Annotated in this window: 16 protein-coding genes, 1 tRNA gene and 3 rRNA genes; 11 read left to right on the top strand and 9 right to left on the bottom strand. The window is 66.5% G+C overall.

The window, feature by feature from the left end; genetic code table 11:
- Window positions 1-360 precede the first annotated feature (360 nt).
- The 4 genes from AFER_RS07985 (at window position 361) to AFER_RS11730 (ending at window position 5,798) form a co-directional block, all read left to right on the top strand.
- Window positions 361-1,870: ribosomal RNA gene (locus AFER_RS07985) — 16S ribosomal RNA — on the top strand.
- A 113-nt stretch (window positions 1,871-1,983) separates the two neighbouring features.
- Window positions 1,984-4,978: ribosomal RNA gene (locus AFER_RS07980) — 23S ribosomal RNA — on the top strand.
- Between the two features lie 42 nt (window positions 4,979-5,020).
- Window positions 5,021-5,137 (top strand): 5S ribosomal RNA (gene rrf / locus AFER_RS07975).
- The 16S, 23S and 5S rRNA genes sit together here, the layout of an rRNA operon.
- Before the next feature lie 103 nt (window positions 5,138-5,240).
- The gene (locus AFER_RS11730; RefSeq protein ID WP_015798942.1) at window positions 5,241-5,798 is read left to right on the top strand and encodes a hypothetical protein; all 558 of its coding nucleotides are present in this window, start codon (window positions 5,241-5,243) and stop codon (window positions 5,796-5,798) included.
- Here AFER_RS11730 and AFER_RS07965 read toward each other — a convergent pair.
- The 4 genes from AFER_RS07965 to AFER_RS07950 are packed head-to-tail and all read right to left on the bottom strand — an operon-like array spanning window position 5,795 to window position 9,810.
- Window positions 5,795-6,256: a hypothetical protein gene (locus AFER_RS07965; RefSeq protein ID WP_015798941.1), complete on the bottom strand. Its 462-nt coding sequence runs from the start codon at window positions 6,254-6,256 to the stop codon at window positions 5,795-5,797. The two genes, AFER_RS11730 and AFER_RS07965, sit on opposite strands and share 4 nt — an antisense overlap.
- Window positions 6,257-6,269: 13 nt before the next feature.
- Window positions 6,270-7,862 carry a citramalate synthase gene (gene cimA / locus AFER_RS07960; RefSeq protein ID WP_015798940.1) on the bottom strand — a complete coding sequence of 531 codons (1,593 nt, stop codon included), beginning with the start codon at window positions 7,860-7,862 and terminating at the stop codon, window positions 6,270-6,272.
- Window positions 7,863-7,868: 6 nt separating this feature from the next.
- Window positions 7,869-8,795, bottom strand: coding sequence for a branched-chain amino acid transaminase (locus tag AFER_RS07955; RefSeq protein WP_015798939.1), 927 nt, complete (start codon window positions 8,793-8,795; stop codon window positions 7,869-7,871).
- Window positions 8,782-9,810, bottom strand: a complete 1,029-nt coding sequence (locus tag AFER_RS07950) for a 3-isopropylmalate dehydrogenase (protein WP_015798938.1) — start codon at window positions 9,808-9,810, stop codon at window positions 8,782-8,784. Before AFER_RS07950 ends, AFER_RS07955 begins: the two co-directional genes overlap by 14 nt.
- A 174-nt stretch (window positions 9,811-9,984) precedes the next feature.
- On the opposite strand from AFER_RS07950, the gene AFER_RS07945 reads away from it, so the two are divergent.
- Genes AFER_RS07945 through leuD form a run of 3 tightly spaced genes read left to right on the top strand, consistent with a single transcriptional unit; the run spans window position 9,985 to window position 12,512 of the window.
- Window positions 9,985-10,467 (top strand): GreA/GreB family elongation factor, encoded by a 483-nt coding sequence (locus tag AFER_RS07945; RefSeq protein WP_015798937.1) that lies wholly within the window; start codon window positions 9,985-9,987, stop codon window positions 10,465-10,467.
- Window positions 10,468-10,494: 27 nt separating this feature from the next.
- Window positions 10,495-11,901, top strand: coding sequence for a 3-isopropylmalate dehydratase large subunit (leuC, locus tag AFER_RS07940; RefSeq protein ID WP_015798936.1), 1,407 nt, complete (start codon window positions 10,495-10,497; stop codon window positions 11,899-11,901).
- Window positions 11,902-11,903: 2 nt separating this feature from the next.
- Window positions 11,904-12,512 carry a 3-isopropylmalate dehydratase small subunit gene (gene leuD, locus AFER_RS07935; protein ID WP_015798935.1) on the top strand — a complete coding sequence of 203 codons (609 nt, stop codon included), beginning with the start codon at window positions 11,904-11,906 and terminating at the stop codon, window positions 12,510-12,512.
- Between the two features lie 9 nt (window positions 12,513-12,521).
- On the opposite strand, the gene serC is transcribed toward leuD, so the two are convergent.
- The gene (gene serC / locus AFER_RS07930) at window positions 12,522-13,670 is read right to left on the bottom strand and encodes a phosphoserine transaminase (RefSeq protein WP_015798934.1); all 1,149 of its coding nucleotides are present in this window, start codon (window positions 13,668-13,670) and stop codon (window positions 12,522-12,524) included.
- Window positions 13,671-13,791: 121 nt separating this feature from the next.
- Here serC and AFER_RS07925 point away from each other — a divergent pair, with 121 nt between their 5' ends.
- The 3 genes from AFER_RS07925 to AFER_RS07915 all read left to right on the top strand — a co-directional run bounded on the left by AFER_RS07925 (window position 13,792) and on the right by AFER_RS07915 (window position 18,349).
- Window positions 13,792-14,988, top strand: coding sequence for a pyridoxal phosphate-dependent aminotransferase (locus tag AFER_RS07925; protein ID WP_015798933.1), 1,197 nt, complete (start codon window positions 13,792-13,794; stop codon window positions 14,986-14,988).
- A 26-nt stretch (window positions 14,989-15,014) separates the two neighbouring features.
- A complete protein-coding gene (gene serA / locus AFER_RS07920) occupies window positions 15,015-16,598 on the top strand; it encodes a phosphoglycerate dehydrogenase (RefSeq protein WP_015798932.1) in 1,584 nt (527 codons plus the stop codon).
- Window positions 16,599-16,795: 197 nt separating this feature from the next.
- Window positions 16,796-18,349: a 2-isopropylmalate synthase gene (locus tag AFER_RS07915; RefSeq protein WP_041661784.1), complete on the top strand. Its 1,554-nt coding sequence runs from the start codon at window positions 16,796-16,798 to the stop codon at window positions 18,347-18,349.
- 398 nt (window positions 18,350-18,747) lie between these two features.
- Here AFER_RS07915 and AFER_RS07910 read toward each other — a convergent pair.
- The 4 genes from AFER_RS07910 to AFER_RS07895 all read right to left on the bottom strand — a co-directional run bounded on the left by AFER_RS07910 (window position 18,748) and on the right by AFER_RS07895 (window position 22,319).
- Window positions 18,748-18,819 (bottom strand) — tRNA-Gln (locus AFER_RS07910).
- Between the two features lie 15 nt (window positions 18,820-18,834).
- Window positions 18,835-20,241, bottom strand: a complete 1,407-nt coding sequence (gene gltX / locus AFER_RS07905) for a glutamate--tRNA ligase (RefSeq protein ID WP_015798930.1) — start codon at window positions 20,239-20,241, stop codon at window positions 18,835-18,837.
- A 39-nt stretch (window positions 20,242-20,280) separates the two neighbouring features.
- A complete protein-coding gene (locus tag AFER_RS07900; protein WP_015798929.1) occupies window positions 20,281-21,165 on the bottom strand; it encodes a 3-hydroxybutyryl-CoA dehydrogenase in 885 nt (294 codons plus the stop codon).
- Window positions 21,162-22,319, bottom strand: coding sequence for an acyl-CoA dehydrogenase family protein (locus AFER_RS07895; RefSeq protein ID WP_041661783.1), 1,158 nt, complete (start codon window positions 22,317-22,319; stop codon window positions 21,162-21,164). The genes AFER_RS07900 and AFER_RS07895 overlap by 4 nt, the downstream gene beginning before the upstream one ends.
- 203 nt (window positions 22,320-22,522) lie before the next feature.
- On the opposite strand from AFER_RS07895, the gene AFER_RS07890 reads away from it, so the two are divergent.
- Window positions 22,523-26,026 (top strand): EAL domain-containing protein, encoded by a 3,504-nt coding sequence (locus AFER_RS07890; protein WP_015798927.1) that lies wholly within the window; start codon window positions 22,523-22,525, stop codon window positions 26,024-26,026.
- Window positions 26,027-26,103: the final 77 nt, after the last annotated feature.

Here is a 26,103-nt window from a genome sequence, read left to right as displayed (position 1 = left end):
GCCGGACTTCGCACAGGGTCCGTGGCGATTTTTTGCCCCCCAACCGTGCACGACCCGTTCCGACCCCGCTACACTGATGAATCCCACGTGCTCCAAGAGCACCGCTGGGGGTGGGGCAACCCACCAGCCACGACGAGCAGCTTCGGGTGCCCTCGTGGCAGAGCCCCGACAGGGGCGCAGGTTGACATCGCGAAGAGGGAAGACAAGCCAGTGCGGGCGACCCGAGCACAAGCTCGGTGTCACCCCGACAACACAAACGGTGGGACCAAACCCACCAACCATGATCGACTCTCCCCCACCCGAGACCCACGTGTCCCGGGGCGAGGCGAGCGAGGGTGGACTCCACCCTCGGAACGATCTCCAATGGAGAGTTTGATCCTGGCTCAGGACGAACGCTGGCGGCGTGCCTAACACATGCAAGTCGTACGCGGTGGCTTGCCACCGAGTGGCGAACGGGTGCGTAACACGTGAGGAACCCACCCCGACGTGGGGGATAACACCGGGAAACCGGTGCTAATACCGCATGTGCTCCCCTGACCGCATGGTCGAGGGAGCAAAGCCTTCGGGCGCGACGGGACGGCCTCGCGGCCTATCAGCTTGTTGGTGGGGTAACGGCCCACCAAGGCGACGACGGGTAGCTGGTCTGAGAGGACGATCAGCCACACTGGGACTGAGACACGGCCCAGACTCCTACGGGAGGCAGCAGTGGGGAATATTGCGCAATGGGCGAAAGCCTGACGCAGCAACGCCGCGTGGAGGACGAAGGCCTTCGGGTTGTAAACTCCTTTCAGCAGGGACGAAACTGACGGTACCTGCAGAAGAAGCCCCGGCTAACTACGTGCCAGCAGCCGCGGTAAGACGTAGGGGGCGAGCGTTGTCCGGATTTACTGGGCGTAAAGAGCTCGTAGGCGGCTTGGCAAGTCGGATGTGAAATCACCAGGCTCAACCTGGTGTCGCCATCCGATACTGCCATGGCTTGAGTCCGGTAGAGGATCGTGGAATTCCTGGTGTAGCGGTGAAATGCGCAGATATCAGGAGGAACACCAATGGCGAAGGCAGCGATCTGGGCCGGTACTGACGCTGAGGAGCGAAAGCGTGGGGAGCGAACAGGATTAGATACCCTGGTAGTCCACGCCCTAAACGTTGGGCACTAGGTGTGGGGCCTCATTCGACGGGCTCCGTGCCGACGCTAACGCATTAAGTGCCCCGCCTGGGGAGTACGGCCGCAAGGCTAAAACTCAAAGGAATTGACGGGGGCCCGCACAAGCGGCGGAGCATGCGGCTTAATTCGATGCAACGCGAAGAACCTCACCTGGGCTTGACATGGAGGGAAAAGCCGCAGAGATGCGGTGTCCTTCGGGGCCCTTCACAGGTGGTGCATGGCTGTCGTCAGCTCGTGTCGTGAGATGTTGGGTTAAGTCCCGCAACGAGCGCAACCCTTGCCCTATGTTGCCAGCGGGTCATGCCGGGGACTCGTAGGGGACTGCCGGAGTTAATTCGGAGGAAGGTGGGGACGACGTCAAGTCATCATGCCCCTTACGTCCAGGGCTGCACGCATGCTACAATGGCCGGTACAAAGGGTCGCCAACCCGCGAGGGGGAGCCAATCCCAAAAAACCGGTCTCAGTTCGGATCGCAGTCTGCAACTCGACTGCGTGAAGTCGGAGTCGCTAGTAATCCCGGATCAGCACGCCGGGGTGAATACGTTCCCGGGCCTTGTACACACCGCCCGTCACACCACGAAAGTCGGCAACACCCGAAGCCGGTGGCCCAACCCGCAAGGGAGGGAGCCGTCGAAGGTGGGGTCGGCGATTGGGGTGAAGTCGTAACAAGGTAGCCGTACCGGAAGGTGCGGCTGGATCACCTCCTTTCTAAGGAGTGGCCACAACGAGTGGCCGCACCCAGTCGAAGCACTGGCTCCCTCTTCGCGAAGCACCTGCTGCGCGGCAGCTTGAGAACTCCAGAGCGAGCACGAGTATCACAACTCCAAGGTACGAAGGGCCAACGGTGAATGCCTTGGCGCCTGGAGCCGATGAAGGACGTGGGCGACTGCGATAAGCCATGGGGAGCTGTCGACCAAGCGTTGATCCATGGATGTCCGAATGGGGAAACCCGGCGTGGGGAATGCCACGTCACCCCTGCCTGAACACATAGGGCAGGAGGAGGGAACGGGGGGAATTGAAACATCTCAGTACCCCCAGGAGAGGAAAGCAACCGCGACTCCCCTAGTAGCGGCGAGCGAACGGGGATCAGCCCAAACCCGGGCGGTGTCAAGCCTGGCGGCGTTGCCGTCCGGGGGTAGCGGGAGCGACGAGGAGGGTGCGCCAGCCCCTCCAGGGAGTTACCAAGCAGCGCGTGAGCCGAAGCGACTGGAACGTCGCGCCACAGGGGGTGACAGCCCCGTAGGCGAAGCGAGCTGCCTCCCCGTCGCCACCCAAGTAGCGCGGGATCCGGGAAAGCCCGTGTGAATCTGCGAGGACCACCTCGTAAGGCTAAGTACTCCCAGGCGACCGATAGCGAACTAGTACCGTGAGGGAAAGGTGAAAAGCACCCCGAGAGGGGAGTGAAACAGATCCTGAAACCGTTGGTCTACAAGCAGTCAGAGCCCGCGAGGGCGATGGCGTGCCTTTTGAAGAATGAGCCAGCGAGTTACCGTAGGTAGCGAGGTTAACCCATGCGTGGGGGAGCCGAAGCGAAAGCGAGTCTGAACAGGGCGACGAGAGTTGCCTGCGGTAGACCCGAAGCCGAGTGATCTATCCATGGGCAGGCTGAAGCGGGGGTAAGATCCCGTGGAGGGCCGAACCCACCCTGGTTGAAAACAGGGGGGATGACCTGTGGATAGGGGTGAAAGGCCAATCAAACTCGGTGATAGCTGGTTCTCCCCGAAATGCATTGAGGTGCAGCGTCAGGTGTTCAGCATCGGAGGTAGAGCACTGGATGGGCTATGGGGGCCCACAGCCTTACTGATCCCAACCAAACTCCGAATGCCGATGCTCCAGAGCCTGGCAGTGAGACCACGGGGGATGAGCTTCGTGGTCGAGAGGGAAACAGCCCAGACCGCCAGCTAAGGTCCCAAAGTACCGGCTAAGTGGAAAACGATGTGGAACCGCCCAGACAGCCAGGAGGTTGGCTTAGAAGCAGCCACCCTTCAAAGAGTGCGTAATAGCTCACTGGTCGAGTGGTTCCGCGCGGATAATGTAACGGGGCTAAGCCGGTCACCGAAGCTGCGGGTCCGGTGACGTACGTCACCGGGCGGTAGGGGAGCGTCGAGCGTGCCGTGAAGGTGAGGCGTGAGCCGAGCTGGAGCGCGCTCGAGTGAGAATGCTGGCATGAGTAGCGAACGAGGGGTGAGAATCCCCTCCGCCGAATGCCTCAGGGTTCCTGGGCAAGGCTCGTCCACCCAGGGTGAGTCGGGAGCTAAGGCGAGGCCGCAAGGCGTAGTCGATGCACAACCGGTTCATATTCCGGTACCGCCCCGATCGCGTTTGAGCGATGGAGGGACGCAGGAGGGTAGGTGATCCCAGGCGTTGGTCGTTCCTGGGGAAAGCGTGTAGGGCGAGGGCCAGGCAAATCCGGACCTCACGAAGCCTGAGACGCGACTCCGAGCCCACTTCGGGCGAAGTCACTGATCCCATGCTGCCGAGAAAAGCTTCTAGCGAGTGATCGAGGCGCCCGTACCCCAAACCGACACAGGTAGGCAGGTAGAGAATACCAAGGCGAGCGGGAGAACTGTGGTTAAGGAACTCGGCAAATTACTTCCGTAACTTCGGGATAAGGAAGACCTCGGTAGGGTGAAGGGCCTCGCGCCCGGAGCCCGAGGGGGTGTCACAAACCAGGGGGAAGCGACTGTTTACTAAAAACACAGCAGCGTGCCAAGTCGCCAAGACGATGTATACGCTGTGACGCCTGCCCGGTGCCGGAAGGTTACGGGGAGGGGTTAGCCCGCAAGGGCGAAGCTCTGAACCTAAGCCCCGGTAAACGGCCGCCGTAACTATAACGGTGCTAAGGTAGCGAAATTCCTTGTCGGGTAAGTTCCGACCCGCACGAATGGCGTAACGACTTCCCCACTGTCTCAACCACAGACCCGGCGAAATTGAAGTACGAGTAAAGATGCTCGTTAGCTGCATCAGGACGGAAAGACCCCGTGGACCTTTACTGTAGCTTGATGTTGAGCTTTGGTTCCGATTGTGTAGGATAGGTGGGAGCCTGCGAAAGGGGAGCGCTAGCTTCCCTGGAGGCGTCCTTGAAATACCACCCTGTCGGTGCTGGAGCTCTAACCGCGACCCGTGAATCCGGGTCCGGGACCGCGTCAGGTGGGCAGTTTGACTGGGGCGGTCGCCTCCTAAAGAGTAACGGAGGCGCCCAAAGGTTCCCTCAGACTGGTTGGCAATCAGTCGTCGAGTGCAATGGCACAAGGGAGCTTGACTGCGAGACCCACATGTCGAGCAGGTGCGAAAGCAGGGCATAGTGATCCGGCGGTCGCATGTGGAAGCGCCGTCGCTCAACGGATAAAAGGTACCCCGGGGATAACAGGCTCATCTTGCCCAAGAGTCCATATCGACGGCAAGGTTTGGCACCTCGATGTCGGCTCGTCGCATCCTGGGGCTGAAGTCGGTCCCAAGGGTTGGGCTGTTCGCCCATTAAAGCGGTACGCGAGCTGGGTTTAGAACGTCGTGAGACAGTTCGGTCCCTATCCGATGCAGCCGTAGGAAACTTGAGAGAGGCTGTCCCTAGTACGAGAGGACCGGGACGGACGTAGCGCTCGTGTGCCAGTTGTCCTGCCAAGGGCACGGCTGGTTAGCGACCTACGGAAGGGATAAGCGCTGAAAGCATATAAGCGCGAAGCTCGTCTCAAGATGAGGTTTCCCACAGGGTCAACCTGGTAAGGCCCGTGGTAGACGACCACGTTGATAGGCCGGAGGTGTACGCACGGCAACGTGTTCAGCCGACCGGTACTAATCGGCCGAGGACTTGGAGCTCCTCGTGCTCGCTCTGGAGCGCTCGACGCCGCAGATCGTCCGGGCGGTGGCCATGGCGGTGGGGAAACACCCGTTCCCATTCCGAACACGGCCGTTAAGCCCACCAGCGCCGATGGTACTTGGGGGGAGACCCCCTGGGAGAGTAGGGCGCCGCCGACCGGGCTTTCGTGACGAGCCGGGATCCTTCGGGATCCCGGCTCGTCGTGCGTTGGGGCTGTGTCGAGGCGTTGGGACTGTGTCTGGCCCGGATTCGGAGGTTGCGATGCGCGTGCTACAGCGGGTGCTCGGGGTGGTCTTCGTGACGCTCATCGGGCTCGGCTTGATCGTGGTGGGTCCGTCGCCGGTGCTGGGGTCGGTAGTTCGCGAACTGGATCACGGGCACGGTGAGCTGGTGCGCGTGGCTGGGGTCCTCGAGCGCGTGAGCAACGGTGCGCGCGGACTGCGTGTCGCGGTCGGGAGTGCTGAGCACGAGGTCAGTGTTGCCGAGGCGGCGTGCGCAAGTGGTGTCGGCGGGCTCGTCCAGCAGCTGGTGCCGCAGGCAGGTTCGCTGTGCCGTGGCCTCGGCCCTGTCGCGTCGGAGGTCGCGGCCGGTGGTCGGACCCTCGCGTCGGTCGAGGGGCGTGTCGTCGTCTTCGAAGCAGAGGTGTCATCCGTGCAGCGGCGGATCGCGACGGCTCGCTCATGGGTCCTTCGTGTTCGGGTGGCCGCGGACCTACTGCTCGCGCTCGAGATCGCTTGGGGAGTGGTCGCGGGCGCAGCCTGGCTGAGGGGCCGTCACGCAGCGAGTGCCGGCCGACCGGTCGCGGAGGCCGCGGTCTAACGCGCCGTGGGGACGGCGCTGAGCTCGGCGAGGGTCGCGTCGACGAGGAGGCGTCGACGGAGCGCGTCGTGGGCGACGCCGCGGAAGCGCCCTCGCTTGCGCAGGTCGTCCGAGGAGGCGCCTCCGCGGAGATGGTAGGCGTCGATGACTCGGGTGACGTCGGCGAGGACGGGCGCGCGGCCTTCGAGCGCGGCGAGGGCTGCAGCAATGGCGGCGACCCCAGCCGTGATGTCCTGGTGCTGTTCGCCAGCGACGAGATCGAGCTCGCCTTCGACCAGGGTCAACAGATGGTAGCCCCACCCTTGATCGGGGCCCGGTCGCCCGCGAGCGGGCCCGGTGTCGAGTCGACGTCCACGCAGCGCCGCGGGGCGAGCCAGCGGGGCGCGATCGACCTCCTCGGCCCAGAAGGCGGGTGCGACGTCGCGCTCGGGGACGATGGTGGGGTCTGGTTGGGCCATGGTTCCTCCTGCTCTACCATTCCTCGCCTCGGTCGCGGGCGCGAGCGATCGCCACGATGAGGCCGTCGAGGAGGGCTTCGAACGAAGCGTCGATGACGTTGGTCGAGACGCCGGTCGTCGTCCAGGTGTCTTCTGGGTCTTGGAAGTCGATGAGGACACGGACGGTGGCGTCCGTGCCCTGGTCTGAGTCGAGGACACGTACTTTGAAGTCCGTCAGCTTGACCGTCTTGAGGAGGGGGAAGGCGGGGTCGAGGGCTGCGCGTAAGGCTTCATCGAGGGCGTTCACCGGACCGTTGCCCTCGGCGGTCGCGATGACACGCCGATCGTTCACCGTGAGCTTGACGGTGGCTTCGGTGGCCCGGGGTCCGTCGGTCATGCAGTCGGAGATCGTGCGATAGGACTCGACGGCGACGTCGTCGAGCGTCCAGCCGCTCGCGCGTCGCAGCAGGAGCTCGAGCGAGCCGTCGGCGGCTTCGAAGTGGTAGCCACGATGCTCGAGATCCTTGAGACGGCGGAGCACCTCGGCGATGTCGTCCTCGCCGAGGTCGATCCCGAGTTGCGTGGCTTTGAGCTGAATGCTCTGGCGTCCGGCCATCTCGGAGACGACGAACCTCGTGGTGTTGCCGACGAGTGTGGGATCGATGTGCTCGTAGGCGTCGCGACGACGTGCGATCGCGCTGACGTGGAGGCCCGCCTTGTGCGTGAAGGCCGAGGCCCCAACGTAGGGGCTCTGTGGCGGCAGGGGTTGATTGGTGAGCTCGGCGATGTGGCGCGATACGGTCGTGAGCAGCTCGAGGTTCTCCGGCGGAATCGTGCGTACCGATCGCTTGAGGCTGAGCCCCGCGATCACGGGTACGAGGTTCGCGTTGCCCGTGCGCTCGCCATAGCCGTTCATGCACCCTTGCACCTGGATCACGCCGTGGGCCACCGCGAGGAGCGAGTTGGCGACCGCGCACCCCGAGTCGTTGTGGAAGTGGACCCCGAGCGGTGTTGCGACGGCAGCTCGTACGTCGTCGACGATGGGTCCGACGTCATCAGGCAGCGTGCCGCCGTTGGTGTCGCACAAGACCAAGCGTTCGGCTCCGGCGTCGGCGGCTGCGGCGAGGACGTCGAGGGCAAAGGACCGGTCGTGACGCCAACCGTCGAAGAAGTGCTCTGCGTCCAGCATGACGCGGATCCCGTGGTCGACGAGCCAGCGAACCGAGTCCGCAACCATGGCGACCGCTTCTGGCAGGGAGGTGCGGAGCGCATGGATGACGTGAACGTCCCACGCCTTGGCCACGATGCAGGCCAGGCCGACGCCGGCATTGGTGAGTGCAGCCAGGTTGGGGTCGCTCTCCGCGGTCGTCGAGGCTCGTCGGGTGGATCCGAAGGCGACGAGCTGTGCGGTGTGGAGCGCGAGTTCGTCGCGAGCCCTGGCGAAGAACGCTGCGTCCTTCGGGTTCGCGCCGGGCCACCCTCCCTCGATGTAGTGAACACCGAGGGCGTCGAGCTGGCGCGCAACCTTCAGCTTGTCGTCGACCGAGAGCGAGATCCCCTCCTGCTGGGAACCGTCGCGCAGGGTCGTGTCGTAGATCTCGACCTCTGCGGGGAACCCTGCGCTCATAGGACGTCAGCCGTGGACATAGGTGAGCCAGGACTCGTGCTGCGGATCTTCGCCGTGCACCGCCGCGTAGTAGCGCCGTTGCAGCTCTCGGGCGAGTGGACCGGGTTCTCCGGTACCGACGGGCCGATCGTCGACGGAGGCGATCGGTACGACTTCGGCGGCGGTGCCCGACAAGAAGACCTCGTCGGCGATGTAGAGATCGGACCGGAGCAAGTTGGCCTCGCGCACCGGGATCCCGGCGTCGGCCGCCAGCGTCATGATGGTCTGTCGCGTGATGCCCGCGAGCGCCCCCGCCGCGATCGGTGGCGTCACGATCGCGCCGTCGAACACCGCGAACAGGTTCTCCCCTGTGCACTCGGAGACGTAGCCTTGCGGGGAGAGGAGAATGGCTTCGTCGTAGCCGGCCTTGATCGCCTCGGCCTTGGCGAGCGCCGAGTTGACGTAGCCTCCGGTCACCTTGGCGGCCGGAGGGATCACGTTCGGGTCGTGTCGGCGCCACGACGACACCTTCGCACGCACCCCCTTGGCGATCCCCTCGTCGCCCAGGTAGGCCCCCCACGGCCACGTCGCGATCGACACCGAAATCGACGAGGACAGGGGCGACAGGCCCATCTCGCCGTAGGCGGTGAAGGCGACGGGCCGGATGTAGCACGCCGGTTCTCCGTTGGCCGCGACGACCGTCCTCGTCGCCTCGATGAGCTCGTCGACGCTGAAGGGGATCTCCATCAGCAGCATGCGCGCCGAGCGATGCAGCCGGACGAGGTGCTCTCGCAGTCGGAACACGGCGGAGCCGCGTGGCGTATCGTAGGCACGGATGCCCTCGAAGACGCCGTAGCCGTAGTGGAGCGCGTGGGTGAGCACGTGAACCTTCGCCTCGCCCCACGGGACCACCTCGCCGTCCATCCAGATGACCTTGCCCTCAGCGATCGCCATGACGCACCCTTTCTGCATAGAAGTCACCGATCTGCGTTGTCGTTGCCGACGGGGGCGGGAGGACCGACAGCGCTGCTTCGATACGCGACGCGGCCTCGTGCTCGCCGAGGAACTCGAGCATGGCTCCCGCCGACCGAATGGCCGCCCATGGGTTGGCGGTGTTGGTGCCGACGCGGTCGTGAGCGGCACCGTGGACGGGCTCGAACAGCGAGGGTCCGGTGCGCGCCGGATTGAGGTTGGCAGAGGCTGCGTAGCCGATGCCCTGCGTGACCGCAGCGGCAAGGTCGGTCAAGATGTCGCCGAAGAGGTTGTCAGTGACGATCACGTCGTAGCGCCCCGGATCCTCGACGAGGTAGATCGACGCCGCGTCGACATGGTTGTAGGCCGTCATGACGTCGGGATATTCGGCCGCGACCTCTGCAAAAGTCCTGCTCCAGAGGTCGCCAGCGTAGGTGAGGACGTTGGTCTTGTGGACGAGCGTCAGATGCTTGCGTGGTCGGGAGCGCGCTCGCTCGAAGGCGTAGCGCACGACGCGCTCCACGCCGTGACGAGTGTTGAGCGATCCCTGTTGGGCAACCTCGTGGGCCGTTCCGCGATAGAGAAAGCCGCCTTCGCCCGCGTAGGGCCCCTCGGTGTTCTCGCGAATGACGACGAAGTCTGCCTCGCGCCGCGTGACGGTGACCGAGGGGTCGATGGTGCGAAACGGACGCTCGTTCACGTACAGATCGAGTTCGAAGCGTAGGCGCAGGAGCAGGCCACGTTCGAGCACGCCAGGCGGGACCTCCGTCGAGCCGATCGCCGGTCCGATGGCGCCGAGCAAGATGGCGTCGTGGGAGCGGAGGAACTCGAGTGTGGCGTCGTCGAGGACCTCGCCCGTTGCGAGATAGTGCGCCGCACCGAGCTCCACTGCTCGGGTTTCGAGGACGACGCCCGTCGCCTCGACCACCTTCAGCGCTTCTCGGATGACCTCGGGGCCGATGCCGTCGCCGCCGATGACCGCTACGCGGTGGCCCACGTTGCTCCCTTCTAGGTCGGTCGCTTCTCGATCAGTCGTCGCACCGGTGGTGCTCCGTCGGACGATGCTGGTGCTACCGATGCGTCGATCGGCCTGCTGGCAGCTCAGTGTACCCTCGGATGCTGGTCGGCTCAAGCCTCGGCGTCTCGGCGCCGGCCGCTAGGATCGTCGTCAATGAGCGAGGTAGAGATCTCACAGGCGACGTACGACGCCCTGGTTCAGGAGCTCGAGGAGCTGACAACCCAGGGGCGCATCGAGATCGCCAAGGCGATCGAGGCTGCCCGTGCGCTCGGCGATCTCAGCGAGAACGGCGACTACCACGCCGCGAAGGACGCCCAGGGCAAGATGGAGGCGCGGATACGCCAGATCCAGCAGATCCTCCAGAGCGCTCGGGTGGTGTCGGCGGACCTTCCGACGGACGAGGTGCGCCCGGGTGTGGTCGTGGGCCTTCGCTATGAGGGTGAAGACGATGTCGAGCACTATCTCGTCGGCTCCATCGAGGAGCGGCACCCGGGGCTTGAGGTTGTCTCGCCGACCTCGCCACTCGGTGAGGCACTGCTCGGGGCGCGCGTCGGTGCCTGGGTGGAGTACGAGGCGCCACGCGGTACCCTGAAGGTCCAGGTCGTCGAGATCGGGCCGCTCAAGACCGCTCGCTAGCGGCCGACGGGAGGGGGGTAGCAGCCGATGAGCACAACGCTCGTCGACAAGATTTGGGATGCGCATGTCGTCGCCCAGGGAACCGAGGACGAACCGGACCTGCTCTACGTCGACCTGCACCTCGTGCACGAGGTCACCTCGCCGCAGGCCTTCGACGGGCTGCGCGCTGCGGGTCGTCGGGTACGACGCCCTGACCTCACGGTCGCGACGGCGGACCACAACGTGCCGACGGTCGGCATCGACCAGCCGATCGCCGACCCGATCTCGGCGGCGCAGCTGGATGCACTCGCGACGAACTGTGCCGAGTTCGGGATCTCGTACTTCCCGATGGGGTCCCAGAACCAGGGCATCGTGCACGTCATCGGTCCGGAATTGGGACTGACGCAGCCAGGGATGACCATCGTGTGCGGCGACTCGCACACCGCGACCCACGGTGCCTTCGGCGCGCTCGCCTTCGGTATCGGCACCAGCGAAGTCGAGCACGTCCTCGCCACGCAGACGCTCCCGCAACGTCGACCGCGCACACTCGCGATCGAGGTCGAGGGCACCTTGGCCGAGTCGGCGAGTGCGAAGGACCTCATCCTCGCGGTGATCGGCCAGATCGGTACCGGCGGAGGGATCGGACACGTCATCGAATATCGCGGTGAGGCGATCCGTCGGCTGTCGATGGAGGCTCGCATGACGGTCTGCAACATGACCATCGAGGCCGGTGCGCGTGCGGGCCTGATCGCCCCGGACGATGTGACCTTCGCGTATCTCGAAGGTCGCCCGTACGCCCCGCGTGGCCGGGCCTTCGACGAGGCCGTGTCTGCATGGCGAGCGCTCGCGACGGATCCGGACGCGGTCTTCGATCGCGTCGTTCGCATCGACGCCTCGACGCTCACCCCTCGAGTGAGCTGGGGCACGAACCCCTCGCAGGTCATCGGTGTCGATGACGTCGTTCCCGACCCTTCGTCGTTCACGACCGAGCACGAGCGCCAAGCAGCCGAGCGAGCGCTCGCCTACATGGGGCTCGAGCCCGGGACGCCGATGCGAGAGGTGCCCGTCGACGTCGTCTTCATCGGCTCGTGCACGAACGCCCGTCTCGAGGACCTCCGGGTCGTCGCGAGCGTGGCGCGTGGACGACGGGTCGCCCCGGGCGTGCAGGCGCTCGTGGTGCCGGGGTCACGGCGCGTCAAGGAGGCGGCCGAGGCCGAAGGCATCGACCGCGTCTTGGTCGCTGCTGGTTTCGAGTGGCGCGAACCAGGCTGCTCGATGTGTCTTGGGATGAACCCCGATCAGCTCCGGCCTGGTCAGCGCTCTGCGTCGACCTCGAACCGCAACTTCGAGGGCCGCCAGGGTCGCGGCGGACGAACCCATCTCGTGTCGCCTGCCGTGGCGGCTGCGACGGCACTGGCGGGCCACTTTGCCACACCGGCGGACGTGGAGGGCTGAGCATGGAACCCATGCGTGAGTGGGCCGGGCGGATGGTGCCGCTCGGGCGCAGCGATGTGGACACCGACCAGATCATCCCGAGCGAGTGGCTCAAGCGCATCTCGCGCACCGGATTCGGCGAGGGACTGTTCTCCGAGTGGCGCGAGGATCCGACGTTCGTGCTGAACGACCCGCGCATGGCCGGTGCGACGATCCTGGTGGCACGGGAGAACTTCGGCGTCGGGTCCTCGAGGGAGCACGCCGTGTGGGCGCTCACCGATTACGGGTTTCGGGTCGTCGTCTCGCCCCGGTTCGGGGATATCTTTCGTCAGAACGCCACCAAGAACGGGCTCCTCCCGGTCGTGCTGGACACGGCGATCGTCGAGCGCCTCCTCGAGGCGAGCGCGTCCGATCCGACGATCGTGGCGAGGGTCGACGTGGTCTCGGGTCGCTTCGAGGTGCCAGAACTTGGCCTTGAGGCATCCTTCGCCCTCGACCCGGCGGTTCGGCACCGGTTCATCCACGGCCTCGATGACATCGGCATCAGCCTGCAGCACGAGGCCGAGATCGAAGCCTTCGAGGCACGACGACCGTCCTGGCTGCCTCGCCTCGAAGGCTCCGCGTCGGCGTAGGGCCTTCGCCTAGGCCGTCTGGGGGGCTCGAGCGTCGTCGGCGAGGCGCTCGATGACCCAGTCGATGGCGTCGCGCAGCCGTTCGACGTCCGCCACCGGTGTCGCGGGAAACGTTGCGATACGCAGCTGGTTGCGGCCGAGCTTCCGATAGGGCTCGACGTCGACGATGCCGTTCGAGCGCAGTACCGCAGCGAGCGCCTTGGCGTCGACGGTGTCGTCGAAGTCGATCGTGACGGTCACGGGCGAGCGCAGTGCGGGGTCGGCCACGAACGGTGTCGCGTGCGCGTGCGTGGTTGCCCACGCATAGAGCACGTCGGAGGCTTGGCGCGAGCGTTCGTTGGCCCCCTTGAGGCCGCCGAGCTCGAGCAGCGCCTTGATCTGGAGATCCATGAGGAACAAGGTTGCGATCGCCGGGGTGTTGTAGGTCTGGTTGAGCCGCGCGTTCTCGAGTGCGGTCAGGAGCGAGAGCGTGGCCGGGATCGCTCGGCCGCTGGCGGCGATCCGCTCGATCCGCTCGATCGCCCGAGGCGAGAGCATCGCCACGAAGAGGCCGCCATCGGAGGCGAAGGCCTTCTGTGGTGAGAAGTAGTAGGCGTCGACCTGGGAGGGATCGAAGACGATCGCACCCGCCGCCGAGGTCGCGTCCACGAGGACGAGCCCGTCCTCGCTGGGGCGGGTCACCTGGGTCGTGACGCCGGTCGAGGTCTCGTTCTGGGTGAGCGCGTAGGTGTCGACGGCAGGGTTGGGCTCGGCGGCGGGTGCCGAGCCGGCCTCGGCTCGGCGCACGTCCGGTTCGTCGAGGTGGGGCGTCGCGGCGACCACGCTGGCGAACTTCGAGGAGAACTCCCCGAAGGCGAGGTGCTGGCTCTTGTGCTCGATCATGGAGTACGCGGCGGCGTCCCAGAACAAGGTCGCGCCACCGTTGCCGAGGATGATCTCGTAGCCTTCTGGGGCGCTGAAGAGCTCGGCCAGGCCCTCTTGAACGGACGCGACGAGGCCGCGGACGGTAGGCCGTCGATGGCTCGTGCCCATGAGCGTCGTGCCGGTCGCGGCGAGCGCCTCGAGGTGGGACGGAGGAATGCGTGACGGGCCAGATCCGAAGCGGCCGTCGCTGGGCAGCAGGTTGCTGGGTAGTCTGATGGCGTCCGCGTCGGGCATGGGTGCTCCTCCTTCGTGTGGCCCTTGGTCACCTTCGCTGCCTCGAGGCTCGCTTGGTGCCTGGCAAGGGACACTGTAACCGTCCGGATTCCCTTCACGGGGCGTGAGGAGGCCGAGGTCCATGCCACGAGGTCGTATCGCCACCAGACTCACCGAGCTCTCACCGTCGGCCACACTGGCGATCGACCAGCGAGCCAAGGCCATGGTGGCGTCGGGCATCGATGTCGTGAGCTTCGCGGCCGGCGAACCGGACTTTCCGACCCCCGACTTCATCGTGGAGGCCGCCACCGCAGCCGCACGTGATCCTCGGAACCACCGCTACACGCCAGCGGCTGGGTTGGGCGAGCTTCGAGAGCTCATCGTCGAGGTCACCAAGCGTGACAGCGGACGGGTGGTGAGTCCTTCGAACGTGGTCGTCACGAACGGCGGCAAGCACGCCATCTACGAGGCCATGGCCGCTATCGTCGAGCCCGGCGACGAGGTGCTGATCCCCGCGCCCTACTGGGTGTCCTACCCCGAGATCGTGCGACTCTTTGGGGGCGTGCCCGTTGCAGTGCCGACCACCCTCGCGAACGGGTTCAAGGTGACCCCCGAGCAGGTCGAGGCGGCGATCACCGATCGCACCGTTGCGTTCATCCACGTCTCGCCCTCGAACCCGACTGGGGCGGTCTACAGCCGAGACGAGTCCCGAGCGCTGGCCGAGGTTCTCGAGCGGGCCGGGATCTGGGTGCTCACCGACGAGATCTACCAGCACCTGACCTACACGGGGCAGCGCGCGACGTCGCTCGCGGAGGTGGGCACCGAGGCCCTCGAGGCGAGGCTCATCCAAGTCAACGGCGTTGCGAAGACCTTTGCGATGACGGGTTGGCGCGTCGGTTGGATCGTGGCCCCGGCACCGGTGGCGTCCGCGGTGGCGAACCTGCAGAGCCAGCTGTCGTCCAACGTCGCCAACGTGTCCCAGCGTGCGGCGATCGCCGCTCTCGAGGCCCCGCTCGAGGCGACGGCGCCCATGCGCGATGCGTTCGCGCGCCGGCGCACGACGATCGTGAGCGCTCTTGCTGGCATCGAAGGGTTGGACGTGCTGTGGCCCGACGGGGCGTTCTACGTCTTCCCGTCGCTCGCGCGCGTCCTCGAGGTGCAGATGCCAAGCAGCAGCGCGCTCGAGCTCGCTACTCGGCTCCTCGAGGAGGCGCACGTCGCGGTCGTGCCCGGCGAAGCCTTCGACGGCCCTGGGGCGTGGCGACTCTCCTACGCACTCGGCGACGATGCCCTGGAGGAGGGGGTTCGCCGAATTGCTGAGTTCATTGGTAGGCTTTAGGGCTGAGCAGGGAGAAGGAGCGCGCGATGGCGAGAGTGTTGGTGACGGAGACGATCGCTGAGGAGGGCCTCCAGCTGCTCTCTGACGCGGGTCACGAGGTGGTGGTCCGCACCGGGCTCGACCACGATGGCCTCCTCGAGGCGGTGGCCGACGCCGACGCGCTGATCATTCGCTCTGCGACCAAGGTCACCGCCGACGTGCTCGAGGCGGCTCACCACCTCGTGGTGGTAGGTCGTGCCGGCATCGGACTCGACAACGTCGACGTCGAGACGGCGACCAAGCGCGGGGTGATGGTGGTCAACGCCCCGCAGTCGAACATCGTGTCGGCCGCCGAGCACACGCTGGCGCTCCTGCTGGCGCTGGCGAGACACGTCCCGCAGGCCCACGCGTCGGTGCAGCGCGGTGAGTGGCGGCGCAGCGCCTTTCAGGGTGTCGAGCTCTACGGCAAGACGCTCGGCATCATCGGCCTGGGGCGGATCGGGGCGTTGGTCGCCCAGCGCGCCAACGCGTTCGGCATGCGGCTCGTTGCCTATGACCCCTACATCTCGCAGGAGCGCGCGCGCAAGATGGGCGTGACCCTGCTGGACCTCGACGAACTCATGGCGACGTCCGACATCGTCACCATCCATCTGCCGAAGTCGAAGGAGACCGTGGGGCTCGTCGGCGCGGCGCTGCTTGCCAAGGCCAAGCCCGGCATCCGGATCGTGAACGCTTCTCGTGGAGGGATCATCGACGAGGCAGCGCTCGCCGAGGCCATCGCCCGTGGGCACGTCGCGGGCGCAGCACTCGACGTGTTCGCCGAGGAGCCGCCGACCAACTCGCCGATCGTGGGGCTCGATCAGGTCGTGCTCACCCCGCATCTCGGAGCCTCCACCGCAGAGGCGCAGTCCAAGGCCGGCGTCACGATCGCCGAACAGGTCCTGCTCGCGCTCGCGAACGAGTTCGTCCCCTTCGCGGTCAACGTCAATGCGGGCGAAGCATCCGAGCTCGTTCGCTCGTTCCTCCCGCTCGCCGAGGCGCTCGGTGTATTGCTCGGGGCGATCGAGGGCAAGCTTCCCGAGCAGCTCGAGATCGCCTACGAGGGCGAGTTGGCCTCGGAGGACACGCGACTCGCGTCGCTCGCTGTCTTGCGTGGGATCCTCTCCGGTGCGGTCGAAGAGCCCGTGTCCTACGTCAACGCGCCGCAGCTCGCGGCCGAACGTGGGCTGTCGGTACGAGAGTCGACGCAAGTCGCCTCGGCGAACTATCACTCTCTCCTCGTCGTGCGCTCTGGTGCGCACGTGGTGGGGGGGACGCTCGCGGGTCAGCGGGCGAGCGAGCCACGGGTCGTCCTTGTCGATGGCCACTGGGTCGAGGTTCCTCCGTCGCGATGGATGCTGGTGGTTCGCAATGTCGACCGACCTGGGATGGTTGGGGTCGTGGGCTCGCTCCTCGGGCAGGCCGGTCGCTCCATCGACGCCATGGCGGTCTCGCCGCGCACCGACGATGGCACTGCGCTGATGGTGCTCGGCGTCGACGGCCCGATCCCGGACGAGGTGTTGACCGAGCTGGATGCCACCGACGGCATCATTTATGCCCGGACGGTCACGTGTGCCGTCGCTGGCCTCTAGGGTGTCGTGCGTGCGTGCGCGTCGTAGCGAGCAGCTCCTTACCTAGGCCAGCCGCGATCGCGGCTGGCCCGACCCTCCTTGCCTCCGGCAGGAGGGTCGTCTCGTATTCGGGCAACACTGGCCGCTCGGAGCGCTGGGGGAGCGAGGCTCCGAGCGGCAACGCACAGACGATTGGGTGATCGACGTTGGGGAGGAACATGGTGGACGAGGTAGGAACGCAAGAGCGGATTCGGATCTTCGATACGACCCTGCGCGACGGTGAGCAGGCGCCCGGCATCTCGCTCGATCCTTTGGAGAAGCTCGAGATCGCTGAGCAGCTTGCTCGACTCGGCGTGGACATCATCGAGGCGGGATTCCCGGTCGCGAGCCAGGGCGACTTCGACGCGGTCCGCCAGATCGCGCGCCAGGTGCACGGCCCTGTGATCTGCGGCCTGTCGAGGACCCACGTGGCGGACATCGAGCGCTGCTACGAAGCGGTCCGCGATGCGGAGCACCACCGCATCCACGTCTTCATCTCGACGTCGCCGAGTCACCTCGAGCACATGTTGCGCATGAGCGAGGATCAGGTGGTCGAGGCCGTGCGTCGCGCGATCGCTCGCGCACGTGAGCTCGTCGACGACGTCGAGTTCTCTCCGCAGGACGCAACGCGCACGCCGCTGCCGTTCCTCTACCGCGTGCTCCAGGTCGCCGTCGACGAGGGCGCGAGCACGCTCAACATCCCCGACACCGTTGGCTACGGCATTCCCTGGGATTTCGCGCGCATGGTCGAGTCGGTGCGCCGGGAGGTCGCCGGTTCCTACGTGATCTCGTGTCACTGTCACAACGACCTTGGTCTCGCGACGGCCAACTCCCTGGCCGCCGTGGCCGCGGGTGCACGCCAGGTTGAGTGCTGCATCAACGGGATCGGGGAGCGTGCAGGGAACGCCGCACTCGAAGAGGTCGTGATGGGGCTTGCGATCCGTTCGGATGTGATCGGCGACGTCACAACCGGGATCGACACGCGCGAGCTCGCGCGAACCTCTCGACTCGTCTCGCGGCTCACCGGCTATCCGGTGCAGTACAACAAGGCGGTCGTTGGCCGGAATGCCTTCGCGCACGAGTCGGGCATCCATCAGCACGGTGTCCTCACCGATCGCTCCACCTATGAGGTGATCGACGCTGCCAGCGTCGGCCAGGAGGCAGCCCAAATCGTGCTCGGGAAGCATTCTGGTCGGCACGCCTTCCAAGAAGCGTTGGCGCGCATGGGGATCGCGCTCGAGGGTGATGCGCTCAACGCGACCTTCCAGCGCTTCAAGGAGCTCGCTGACCGCAAGGTCGAGTTGTCGGAGGCCGATCTCGAGGCGATCGTTGCCGAAGAGCTCGGCACGACGCTCGCCGATCGGTTCGAGCTCGTGAGCTTTCGGGTCGAGGCGGGAACGGGTCGCGAGGCCGTGGCGTCGGCCACCGTGCTCGTCGATGGGACCCCGGTCGAGGCCTCGGCCTCCGGCAACGGCATGGTCGACGCGCTCGGTCGGGTGCTCGCCGAGGCGACGGCCCTCGAGGCACGGCTCACCGGCTTCTCGGTGACGTCGGTGACGGGCGGGGCCGATGCGCTGGGATCGGTCGCGGTGACCGTCGACGTCGGTGGGCACGAGGTGAGTGGGCGTGGCGTGTCGACGGACATCGTCGAGGCCTCTGCGCGTGCGCTCTTGAATGCGCTCAATCGAGCAGCGCGGGTGCGCGAGAAGGCATCGAACCGCGAGACGCCCTGAGCGTCGGGGGATCGAGGGTGTCGGCGCCAGCTCGTCGCGAGTCCGCGTCGAGCTGGCGCTCCCGTTGTCTCACCTGTCCCCGTCGTCATCGACCAGCTCCTGGCTCATGAGAGCTCGTGGCCGAGAGGCGCGGTGCGGGTGTGCCTCGACGCGAGGCTCGCAGAAGCGGCGCGTGCGTCGGCTCACCCGTTCCACGCGGTCGCAGCACGGAGGCGTCAGGGCACACGAGCGACGACAGTGGACGCGACGTTCTACACGGTCGTCATCGATGGCGTGGCCGAGTTGCCCACCTTTGCCAGATCGATCGCCTCGGCCAGACGCCATTCGGTGGCCCGCACGCTCGACCAGCGGCACGCGCAGTTCGGAGCGTGCTCGCGGGGAGCGTGCGCAGCCTTCGGCTCGGGGGGGAGGACTCGAACCCCCAATGGCAGGGCCAGAACCTGCTGTGTTGCCAATTACACCACCCCCGAAGGGCAGAGCTGAGCTTACCCGGCGTGTGCTTGGGTCCGGTCCTCGAGGGTCACGCGGAGAGCATGGATGCGTCGTAGCGTGGCCTCGGGCCCGACGAGTGCGAGCGACTCGAACAGCGGGGGTCCGACACGACTGCCGGTGACGGCGACGCGCAGCGGTGCTTGGAGATGGCGCAGCGACGTCCCGAGCTCGTCGGCGAGCGCCCGAAGGGCTGCTTCGATCGAGGGGGCATCGAAGCGCTCGAGCTCCCCGAGACGTGCGGCGATCGCCCCGAGCCACGACGCGGACTCCGACCGGAGTGCCTCGATCTCGTTCGGGGCGATGGGTGGGTCCGCAAAGAGAAAGGCACTCATCGCTGCTGCCTCGGACAGTGTTCGTGCTCGAGGCACGACGAGTGGAAGGAGCTGAGTGAGCAGCTCGGTTGCCTGTTGGGTGGCGAACGCGCCGATCGAGGCGAAGTGGTCGTGGCCTTGCTCGAGGAGCTCGGCAAGTGGCAGTGCCTGGAGGTAGTGCTGATTGAACGCCAGGAGTTTGCGCTCGTCGAAGAAGGCGGGAGAGTGCTGGACTCGAGCGAGGTCGAAGCGAGCGATGAGCTCCTCACGGCTGAAGAACTCCTCGTCGGTGCCTGGGCTCCATCCGAGGAGCGCCACGTAGTTGAGCAGCGCCCAGGGGAGGATGCCCATCTGACGGTAGTCCTCCACCGCAACTCGATCGCGGCGCTTGGAGAGCTTGCGACGCTGGTCGTTCACGAGAAAAGAGAGGTGGGCGAAGCGCGGCGGCGGCGCTGCCAGCGCTTCGTGCAGCAACACCGCCTTCGGCGTCGTGGGGAGGTGCTCCTCCGCGCGCAGGACGAGCGTGATGGCGAGGTCGATGTCGTCGACGACGTTGGCGAGGACGTAGAGCGGCTGACCGGTGGACTTGACGATGACGAAGTCCTCGATGGAGCCGGCCGGGAAACGCACCTCCCCTCGGACGAGGTCCGTCACGACCACGTCATGGTCGGGGACACGAAAGCGGAGCGCGCGCCCCGGGCCGGGCCCGAGCCCTCGGTGACGGCAGAAGCCATCGTAGCCTGGCGCTTCGCCGGGTTGCTTGCGGGCCTCGACGCGCTCTCGCGTGCAATCGCACCAATAGGCGTGCCCCTCGCTCACCAGCCGTTCGGCGACGGCACGGTAGCGCTCGGCCCTCGACGACTGCCGGAGCGGACCTTCGTCCCAGTCGAGGCCGAGCCACTCCATGGCGCGCAGGATGCCGTCGACCCAGGCCTCGCGATTGCGCTCCTCGTCGGTGTCGTCGATCCGCAGGATGAACGTACCTCCGCTCTGGCGCGCGATGAGCCAGTTGTACAGGGCAGTGCGTGCTGACCCGACGTGGAACATGCCCGTCGGTGATGGCGCGAAGCGTACGCGCTCAGGGGCCATGACACCTCCTCGGCCTTGGGTAGGGCGCGGAGGACGAGTCTAGGAGCCTCCCTTCGGTGCGCTCGGCTCGTCGTAGCGATAGAAGCCACGGCCGCTCTTGCGGCCGAGCAGCCCGGCCTCGCACATCCTCGAGAGGAGGGGCGGCGGCGCGAAGAGGGGCTCCTTGAACTCCTCGTAGAGCGATTCGGCGACTGCCATGGTCGTGTCGAGGCCGATCAGGTCGGCGAGCGCGAGGGGGCCCATGGGGTGTGCGCACCCATCGACCATGCCGGTATCGATGTCTTCTGCGGTCGCGAACCCCGACTCGAGCATCCTGACCGCCGACAAAATGTAGGGAATCAACAGTGCGTTGACGATGAAGCCGGCGCGGTCCTTGGCTTTGATGACGTGCTTGCCCAGCTGATCGGCCGCGAAGGCGTGAGCGCGCTCCTGGGTTGCCTCTGAGGTGAGCAGTGACGGAACCAGCTCGACGAGGGGCATCACCGGAACCGGGTTGAAGAAGTGAATGCCGATGACGTACTCGGGTCGTTGGGTCGCCATCGCGAGCTTCATGATCGGGATCGACGACGTGTTGGATGCGAGCAGCGCATCGGCGCGGGTGACGACGTGGTCGAGCTTGGCGAAGACCGCGAGCTTGGTGGCTTCGTCCTCGATCACCGCTTCGATGACGGCGTCGCGATCGCCGAGCGCCTCGAGGTCGGAGGTCACGCTGATGCGCCCAAGGGCTGCCTCGGCCTCTGCCTCGGAGAGTTTGGACGAGCGTAGTCCGCGGGCGATGGAGCGCTCGATGCGCCCGAGTGCCGCCTTGGCCGCGTCGTCCGTGGCCTCGACGACTACCACGTCGATGCCTCGTCGTGCAGCAACCTCGGCGATGCCCGATCCCATGAGGCCACCACCGACGACGCCGAGCTGTGTGACGGTCATGCTCCGACCTCCTTCAGGACCTGGCGCGCGATCACGATGCGTTGGATTTGGTTGGTGCCTTCGTAGATTTGCGTGATCTTCGCGTCGCGGAACATGCGCTCGAGCGGGAAGTCCATGGTGTAGCCATAGCCGCCGAGGAGCTGAAGGGCGTCCGTGGTGACTCGCATGGCGGTGTCGGATGCGAAGAGCTTGGCCATGGCGCCGAGGCGAGTCAGCTCGGTTCCGGGCTCGTCGGCGTCGATCCGAGCGCAGGCCCGATAGACGAGACCCCGGGCGGCCTCGATCTGCGTGGCGAGGTCGGCGATGGTGAACTGGATGCCCTGGTTGTCGGTGATGGGGCGACCGAACTGACGCCGTTCCTTGCCATAGGCGACCGCTGCGTCGAGCGCGCCCTGCGCGATGCCGACGGCTTGCGCTCCGATCATCGGACGGGAGCGATCCAAGGTGCCCATCGCGATGTAGAACCCTTGACCTTCCTCACCGATCCGATTGGCGACCGGTACGCGTACCTCGTCGAGGACGATTTGGCCCGTCGGAGAACCGCGAACACCGAGCTTGTGTTCGAGCTTGGCCACCTGCACGCCCCAGTCGGCCTCGACGACGAAGGCAGAGATGCCGCGATGGCCAGCGCTGGGGTCCGTCTTGGCGAACACGGTGTAGGTGTCGGAGATGCCGGCGTTCGTGATCCAGGCCTTCGTGCCGCTCAGGACGTAGCTGTCGCCGTCGCGGACCGCACGGGTGGTCATCGAGGCGACGTCGGATCCAGCGTCTGGCTCGGAGAGGCAGTAGGACGCCTGGGCCTCGCCACTGGCGACGCGCGGCAGGTAGCGTCGCTTCAGGTCCTCAGAACCCCAGACCATCACCGGGGTCATGCCGAGCTTGGAGATGAGGAGCGCGAGCGAGGTCGACGCGCACACCCGCGCGATCTCCTCGATCATGACCGCCTGGGTGACGTGGTCGGCTCCCTGGCCGCCGTAGGCCTGGGGGATGCCGAGTGCGGGCAGCTCGAGTTCGCGAGCAGCTTTGAAGCTCTCCCATGGGAATGAAGCAGAACGGTCGGCGTCGGCGGCGTGCGGGGCGATCCGCTCTTCCGCGACGGCACGCACGACGGCACGAAAGGCGTCTTGCTCTTGCGAGAGCTCGAAGGCAGTCATACCCACATTCTGCTCGGTCTCGGGTGGGGGTGCCACTTGAGACCGAGAGGCCGCCATCGAGCAGCCGTCTAAGGAACGGGCGGTTCGAGCCGATAGCTCAGTCGAGTCGGTGAGCCCGCACTACGCTTCGCCATGGTGCCCGACTCCACGGGCGTTGATGTCGGGCGGCTCGTCGCAAGGTGACGCGTAGGAGAAGCGAGCTGATGGGGCAGGCACGGATCGCAGCGGTGCTCGCTGCCGTGCGCGCTACGGTTCGTGCCGAGCTCGATCGGCTCGTCCATTCGGCGCTCGAGCTCGACGACGAGAACGTCGTCGACGTCGCCGGGTTGACCGACGCAGTCCTCGATGAGATCGCCTCGACCCTCGAGCGAGGGCACGTCGATGACGAGCGTGTTGCGCAGATCGCGCGCATGCATCACCGTATCGGTGTCGAGTTCGATCGGGCGGCCCAGATCTACGCACTGCTGGAGCAGGTACTCGTCGAGCAGGGACTCGGCACCGAGGCGCTCCTCGTCGTCGCGCACGAGCGCGCACTCTCTCGCTCGATGCGCATGCTCGCCGAAGAGCGACTCGAGGCGCGCGATGCGCTCGAGCGCGCGATCGTGGAGCTCGCGAACAGTTTCGACGAGTTCGTGGGCCTCCCCGAGCAAGACGCCATCGAGCGCATCTGTGATCTGGTGGTTCGTGTCACCGGTCTCCCGCTCGTGTACTGGGCCGAAGCAGAGGGGACCCCTCACAGTGGTCTCGGACCCGGCGTGGTGGTACGGGCGGCAGCGGGGGTCGCGACGCCCTATGCCCTAGGCCTGACGCTCTCGACCGATGAGCAACTGCCTGCTGGTCAGGGGCCGGTTGGGCGTGCACTGCGGACCGGGCGCGTCACCGTGTCCGGATTGCCGCACGACGCGCGCTTTGCACTTTGGCGCGGGATGGCTGACGCGTGGGGACTCGGCTCCGCAGTCGTGGCCCCGGTGTCGATCTCACTGCACCGATCGGGTGTCATTGCGCTCTATCGTCCACGGGGAGCGGAGCTTCCCGACGACGTCGAGGACATCGCCGCGGCACTCGGTCACGAGCTCTCACGGCTGTTTCGCGCCCGTGCGATGGCGCGACTCGAGCGTCGGCGCCAGGCGCTCGACCAGGTGCGAGCGACGATCCTCCAGAGTGCGGAGTCCTCGTCGCGTGAGTTCTTTGCCAAGGTGACGGCGTCGCTGGTCGGCTGCGGTGCGGTCGACCGGGCTGCGTTCTACGAGCACGCGGGTCGCCAGGACGGCCTCGAGGTCCTTCGACTCGTCCACGTCGAGGCGGAAGACGACGTTCGTCGCGAGCTCGAGGTCGTCGAGGTCGTGGTCGACCCCGCGCGCGCAGCGGAGGCGCCGCTGATCGCTGCTGCGGTGCATCGCGAACGCGTTCTCACCGCTGGCGTCGCCGCCAGCTGGGCTGGATATCGTCTCGATCGCACCGCTGGGCGCCTCGCCCATGGGCAGGTGGTGGTCCGCTATCCCGTCGTCAGCCAAGGCGAGCTCATGGGCGTGGTGATGGTGAGCGTCGCCGACGAGCAGCATGGACCGCTCACCGATGCGCTCTTCGACCAGCTCGGTGACGTGATTGGCGCTGCGGGAGCTCGCCTCGAGCGCAATCAGGGATTGCGTACCACTGAGGCGGTCGCGCAGGTATCGCGATCACTCCTCGATGCCAGTGCTGCTGTGGTGGCTGCGGGCGCACCCGAGGACGTCCAGGAGGCCGTGCTGCGGGCGCTCGCGAACTCTGGGGTGGTGGCGGGGGCATGGCTCTCTCGCTGGGATGCTCGCGCAGGTGCGAGCGAGATCGTGCGAGCGCTGCGCGTGCCGCCGGGTGCTGCGACCGCACTCACCCGCGCCGTGGGGCCATCGCAGGGAATCGTGGTCGACACGTTGGGTCGAGTCCGTGATCTTGCCCACGGGCAGCTCGTCGCCGTCGAGCAGGGTGCTGGCGCGGCAGTCACCGAATGCGGGTGGCGCCACGCGGTACTCGTTCAGGTTCCGACGAGTGGCTCGGCCGATGGGCCCCACGACACGCTCGGAGTCGGCCTGGCTCACGCTGGCGTCGACGAGCTGCGGCTGGCCTCGGTCATCGGCACCGGTGCCCAACTCCTCGGCCTCGGTATGGCGGAGGTCGCGCTTCGTGATCGACTCGACCGAGAGCGCGCGCTGCAGCAGCGACTTGCTCAGACTGACACGCTCACGGGGCTCATGAATCGCTCCGCCTTCGAGGTTCGATTGAACGCACTCGTCGCGCAGGAGCCGGTAGCGGTCGGATTCTTGGATCTCGACGGCTTCAAGGACGTCAATGACTCGCTCGGCCATACGAAGGGTGACGAACTCCTCGCTGCGCTCGGGCGCGCGCTGGCTCGGCTCGCCGCCCCCGACGTGTTCGTAGCACGCCTCGGTGGCGACGAGTTCGCGGTCGCACTGGTTGGATCGGCACGTCACCGCCTAGATCAGATCGCAGAGCGTATCAGCGTGATGGTACGCACGATCGGGCAGCGGTGGCGCATCACCGGGTCGATCGGGTGGGCACTGGCGCCCGACGACGTGCGCACGACTCGCGAGCTTCTGATGGCCGCCGACGAGGCGCTCTACGCGGCCAAGGCGGCGGGGAAGGCCCGGTGGGTTCGCTACGGCGGCGACGTTTCGCAGCGGGTCCAGCGGCGTCGGCGGGTGCGTGATGGGCTGGTCGATGCGCTGGCGTCAGGCGCAGCCACCTTCGCGTGCCAGCCGAAGGTCGATGCACGTCTCGGCACCGTGGTCGGTGTCGAGTTGCTCCTGCGCTGGCCCGAGATCGCGACCGTCGATGTCGTCGCGGAGCTTCGCGCCGCGCCGGAGCTTGCACGCTCGCTCGGGCGTGCTGCACTCAGGACCGGCGCGGACTATTCCGAGAGGCTCAACGGGGTTCCCGTTGCCGTCAACATCACGCCATCACACTTTCTGCACGGTGAGTTCCTCGACGATCTGGACGAGCTCGTGCCTCGCGGCTCCCTACTGGTCGTGGAGATTACCGAGGACGTCGCTCTCGAAGACCTCGAGCTTGCGGCGGCGCAAGTGGCGGCGGTGCGCGCTCGTCGCATCGCAGTGTCCCTCGATGACTTCGGTACTGCGGCTTCGTCGCTGTCGGCACTGGCGCGCTTGCAGGTGGACGAGGTGAAGGTCGACCGCAGCTTCGTGCAACGGGCGCGTGAGGACCACCATGCCTTTTCGGTGCTTGCTGCGCTCGCGACGCTCGAGGAGACGGGCAGCGTGTCCGTGGTTGCCGAGGGCGTCGAGGTCGACGAGGAGATCGGTCTGTGGCTCCGTCTCGGTGGTAGTTGTGTGCAGGGTTATCGCTATGCGCGCCCGGGTTCGCTCGCCTCGGTGCAGGCCCTCATCCAGTCCACTCGGTTCACACCGATCGACATTCCGCGCTGGCGTGTCGACGACCTGATCGTGCTCTCGACCCTTGCGGCGGCTGAACGGCATCGGGGCATTGCGCCACGCGAGAAGCTGGCGCTCGAGCACTGGTTCGACGGACCGGGGCGAGCATATGCTGACGCGCCAGGGTGGGAGCGAGCGCGTCGAGCTCTCTGGCGTGGTCGCGGGCTTACTGCAGAGCTGGTATATGCGTTCGCGGACCTTCGGACGGTGATCGACCATGCGCGACGGGCTGCGGCGTACGGCCCCCCCAGCGCTCTGTAGCCGTGATCTGCCCAGGGTCCCGGTCTGTCGGGGACCTAGGACCCTGTTGATCGACGAGGCCATCGCCTATTATCCGT

Source organism: Acidimicrobium ferrooxidans DSM 10331 (assembly GCF_000023265.1).
Classification (GTDB): domain Bacteria; phylum Actinomycetota; class Acidimicrobiia; order Acidimicrobiales; family Acidimicrobiaceae; genus Acidimicrobium; species Acidimicrobium ferrooxidans.
The sequence above is the reverse complement of the archived record's forward strand: the minus strand, read 5'-3'. Positions and strand labels throughout refer to the sequence as shown.

What these genes read in the sequence shown, in the direction of transcription:
- AFER_RS07965 (WP_015798941.1), bottom strand. Translation starts at nt 6,256, where the DNA reads ATGGCCCAACCAGACCCCACCATCGTCCCCGAGCGCGACGTCGCACCC.
- AFER_RS07895 (WP_041661783.1), bottom strand. Translation starts at nt 22,319, where the DNA reads ATGACTGCCTTCGAGCTCTCGCAAGAGCAAGACGCCTTTCGTGCCGTC.
- leuC (WP_015798936.1), top strand. Translation starts at nt 10,495, where the DNA reads ATGAGCACAACGCTCGTCGACAAGATTTGGGATGCGCATGTCGTCGCC.
- AFER_RS07925 (WP_015798933.1), top strand. Translation starts at nt 13,792, where the DNA reads ATGCCACGAGGTCGTATCGCCACCAGACTCACCGAGCTCTCACCGTCG.
- AFER_RS07890 (WP_015798927.1), top strand. Translation starts at nt 22,523, where the DNA reads ATGGGGCAGGCACGGATCGCAGCGGTGCTCGCTGCCGTGCGCGCTACG.
- AFER_RS07915 (WP_041661784.1), top strand. Translation starts at nt 16,796, where the DNA reads ATGGTGGACGAGGTAGGAACGCAAGAGCGGATTCGGATCTTCGATACG.
- AFER_RS07955 (WP_015798939.1), bottom strand. Translation starts at nt 8,795, where the DNA reads ATGGCGATCGCTGAGGGCAAGGTCATCTGGATGGACGGCGAGGTGGTC.
- AFER_RS11730 (WP_015798942.1), top strand. Translation starts at nt 5,241, where the DNA reads ATGCGCGTGCTACAGCGGGTGCTCGGGGTGGTCTTCGTGACGCTCATC.
- leuD (WP_015798935.1), top strand. Translation starts at nt 11,904, where the DNA reads ATGGAACCCATGCGTGAGTGGGCCGGGCGGATGGTGCCGCTCGGGCGC.
- cimA (WP_015798940.1), bottom strand. Translation starts at nt 7,862, where the DNA reads ATGAGCGCAGGGTTCCCCGCAGAGGTCGAGATCTACGACACGACCCTG.
- serA (WP_015798932.1), top strand. Translation starts at nt 15,015, where the DNA reads ATGGCGAGAGTGTTGGTGACGGAGACGATCGCTGAGGAGGGCCTCCAG.
- AFER_RS07900 (WP_015798929.1), bottom strand. Translation starts at nt 21,165, where the DNA reads ATGACCGTCACACAGCTCGGCGTCGTCGGTGGTGGCCTCATGGGATCG.
- AFER_RS07945 (WP_015798937.1), top strand. Translation starts at nt 9,985, where the DNA reads ATGAGCGAGGTAGAGATCTCACAGGCGACGTACGACGCCCTGGTTCAG.
- gltX (WP_015798930.1), bottom strand. Translation starts at nt 20,241, where the DNA reads ATGGCCCCTGAGCGCGTACGCTTCGCGCCATCACCGACGGGCATGTTC.
- serC (WP_015798934.1), bottom strand. Translation starts at nt 13,670, where the DNA reads ATGCCCGACGCGGACGCCATCAGACTACCCAGCAACCTGCTGCCCAGC.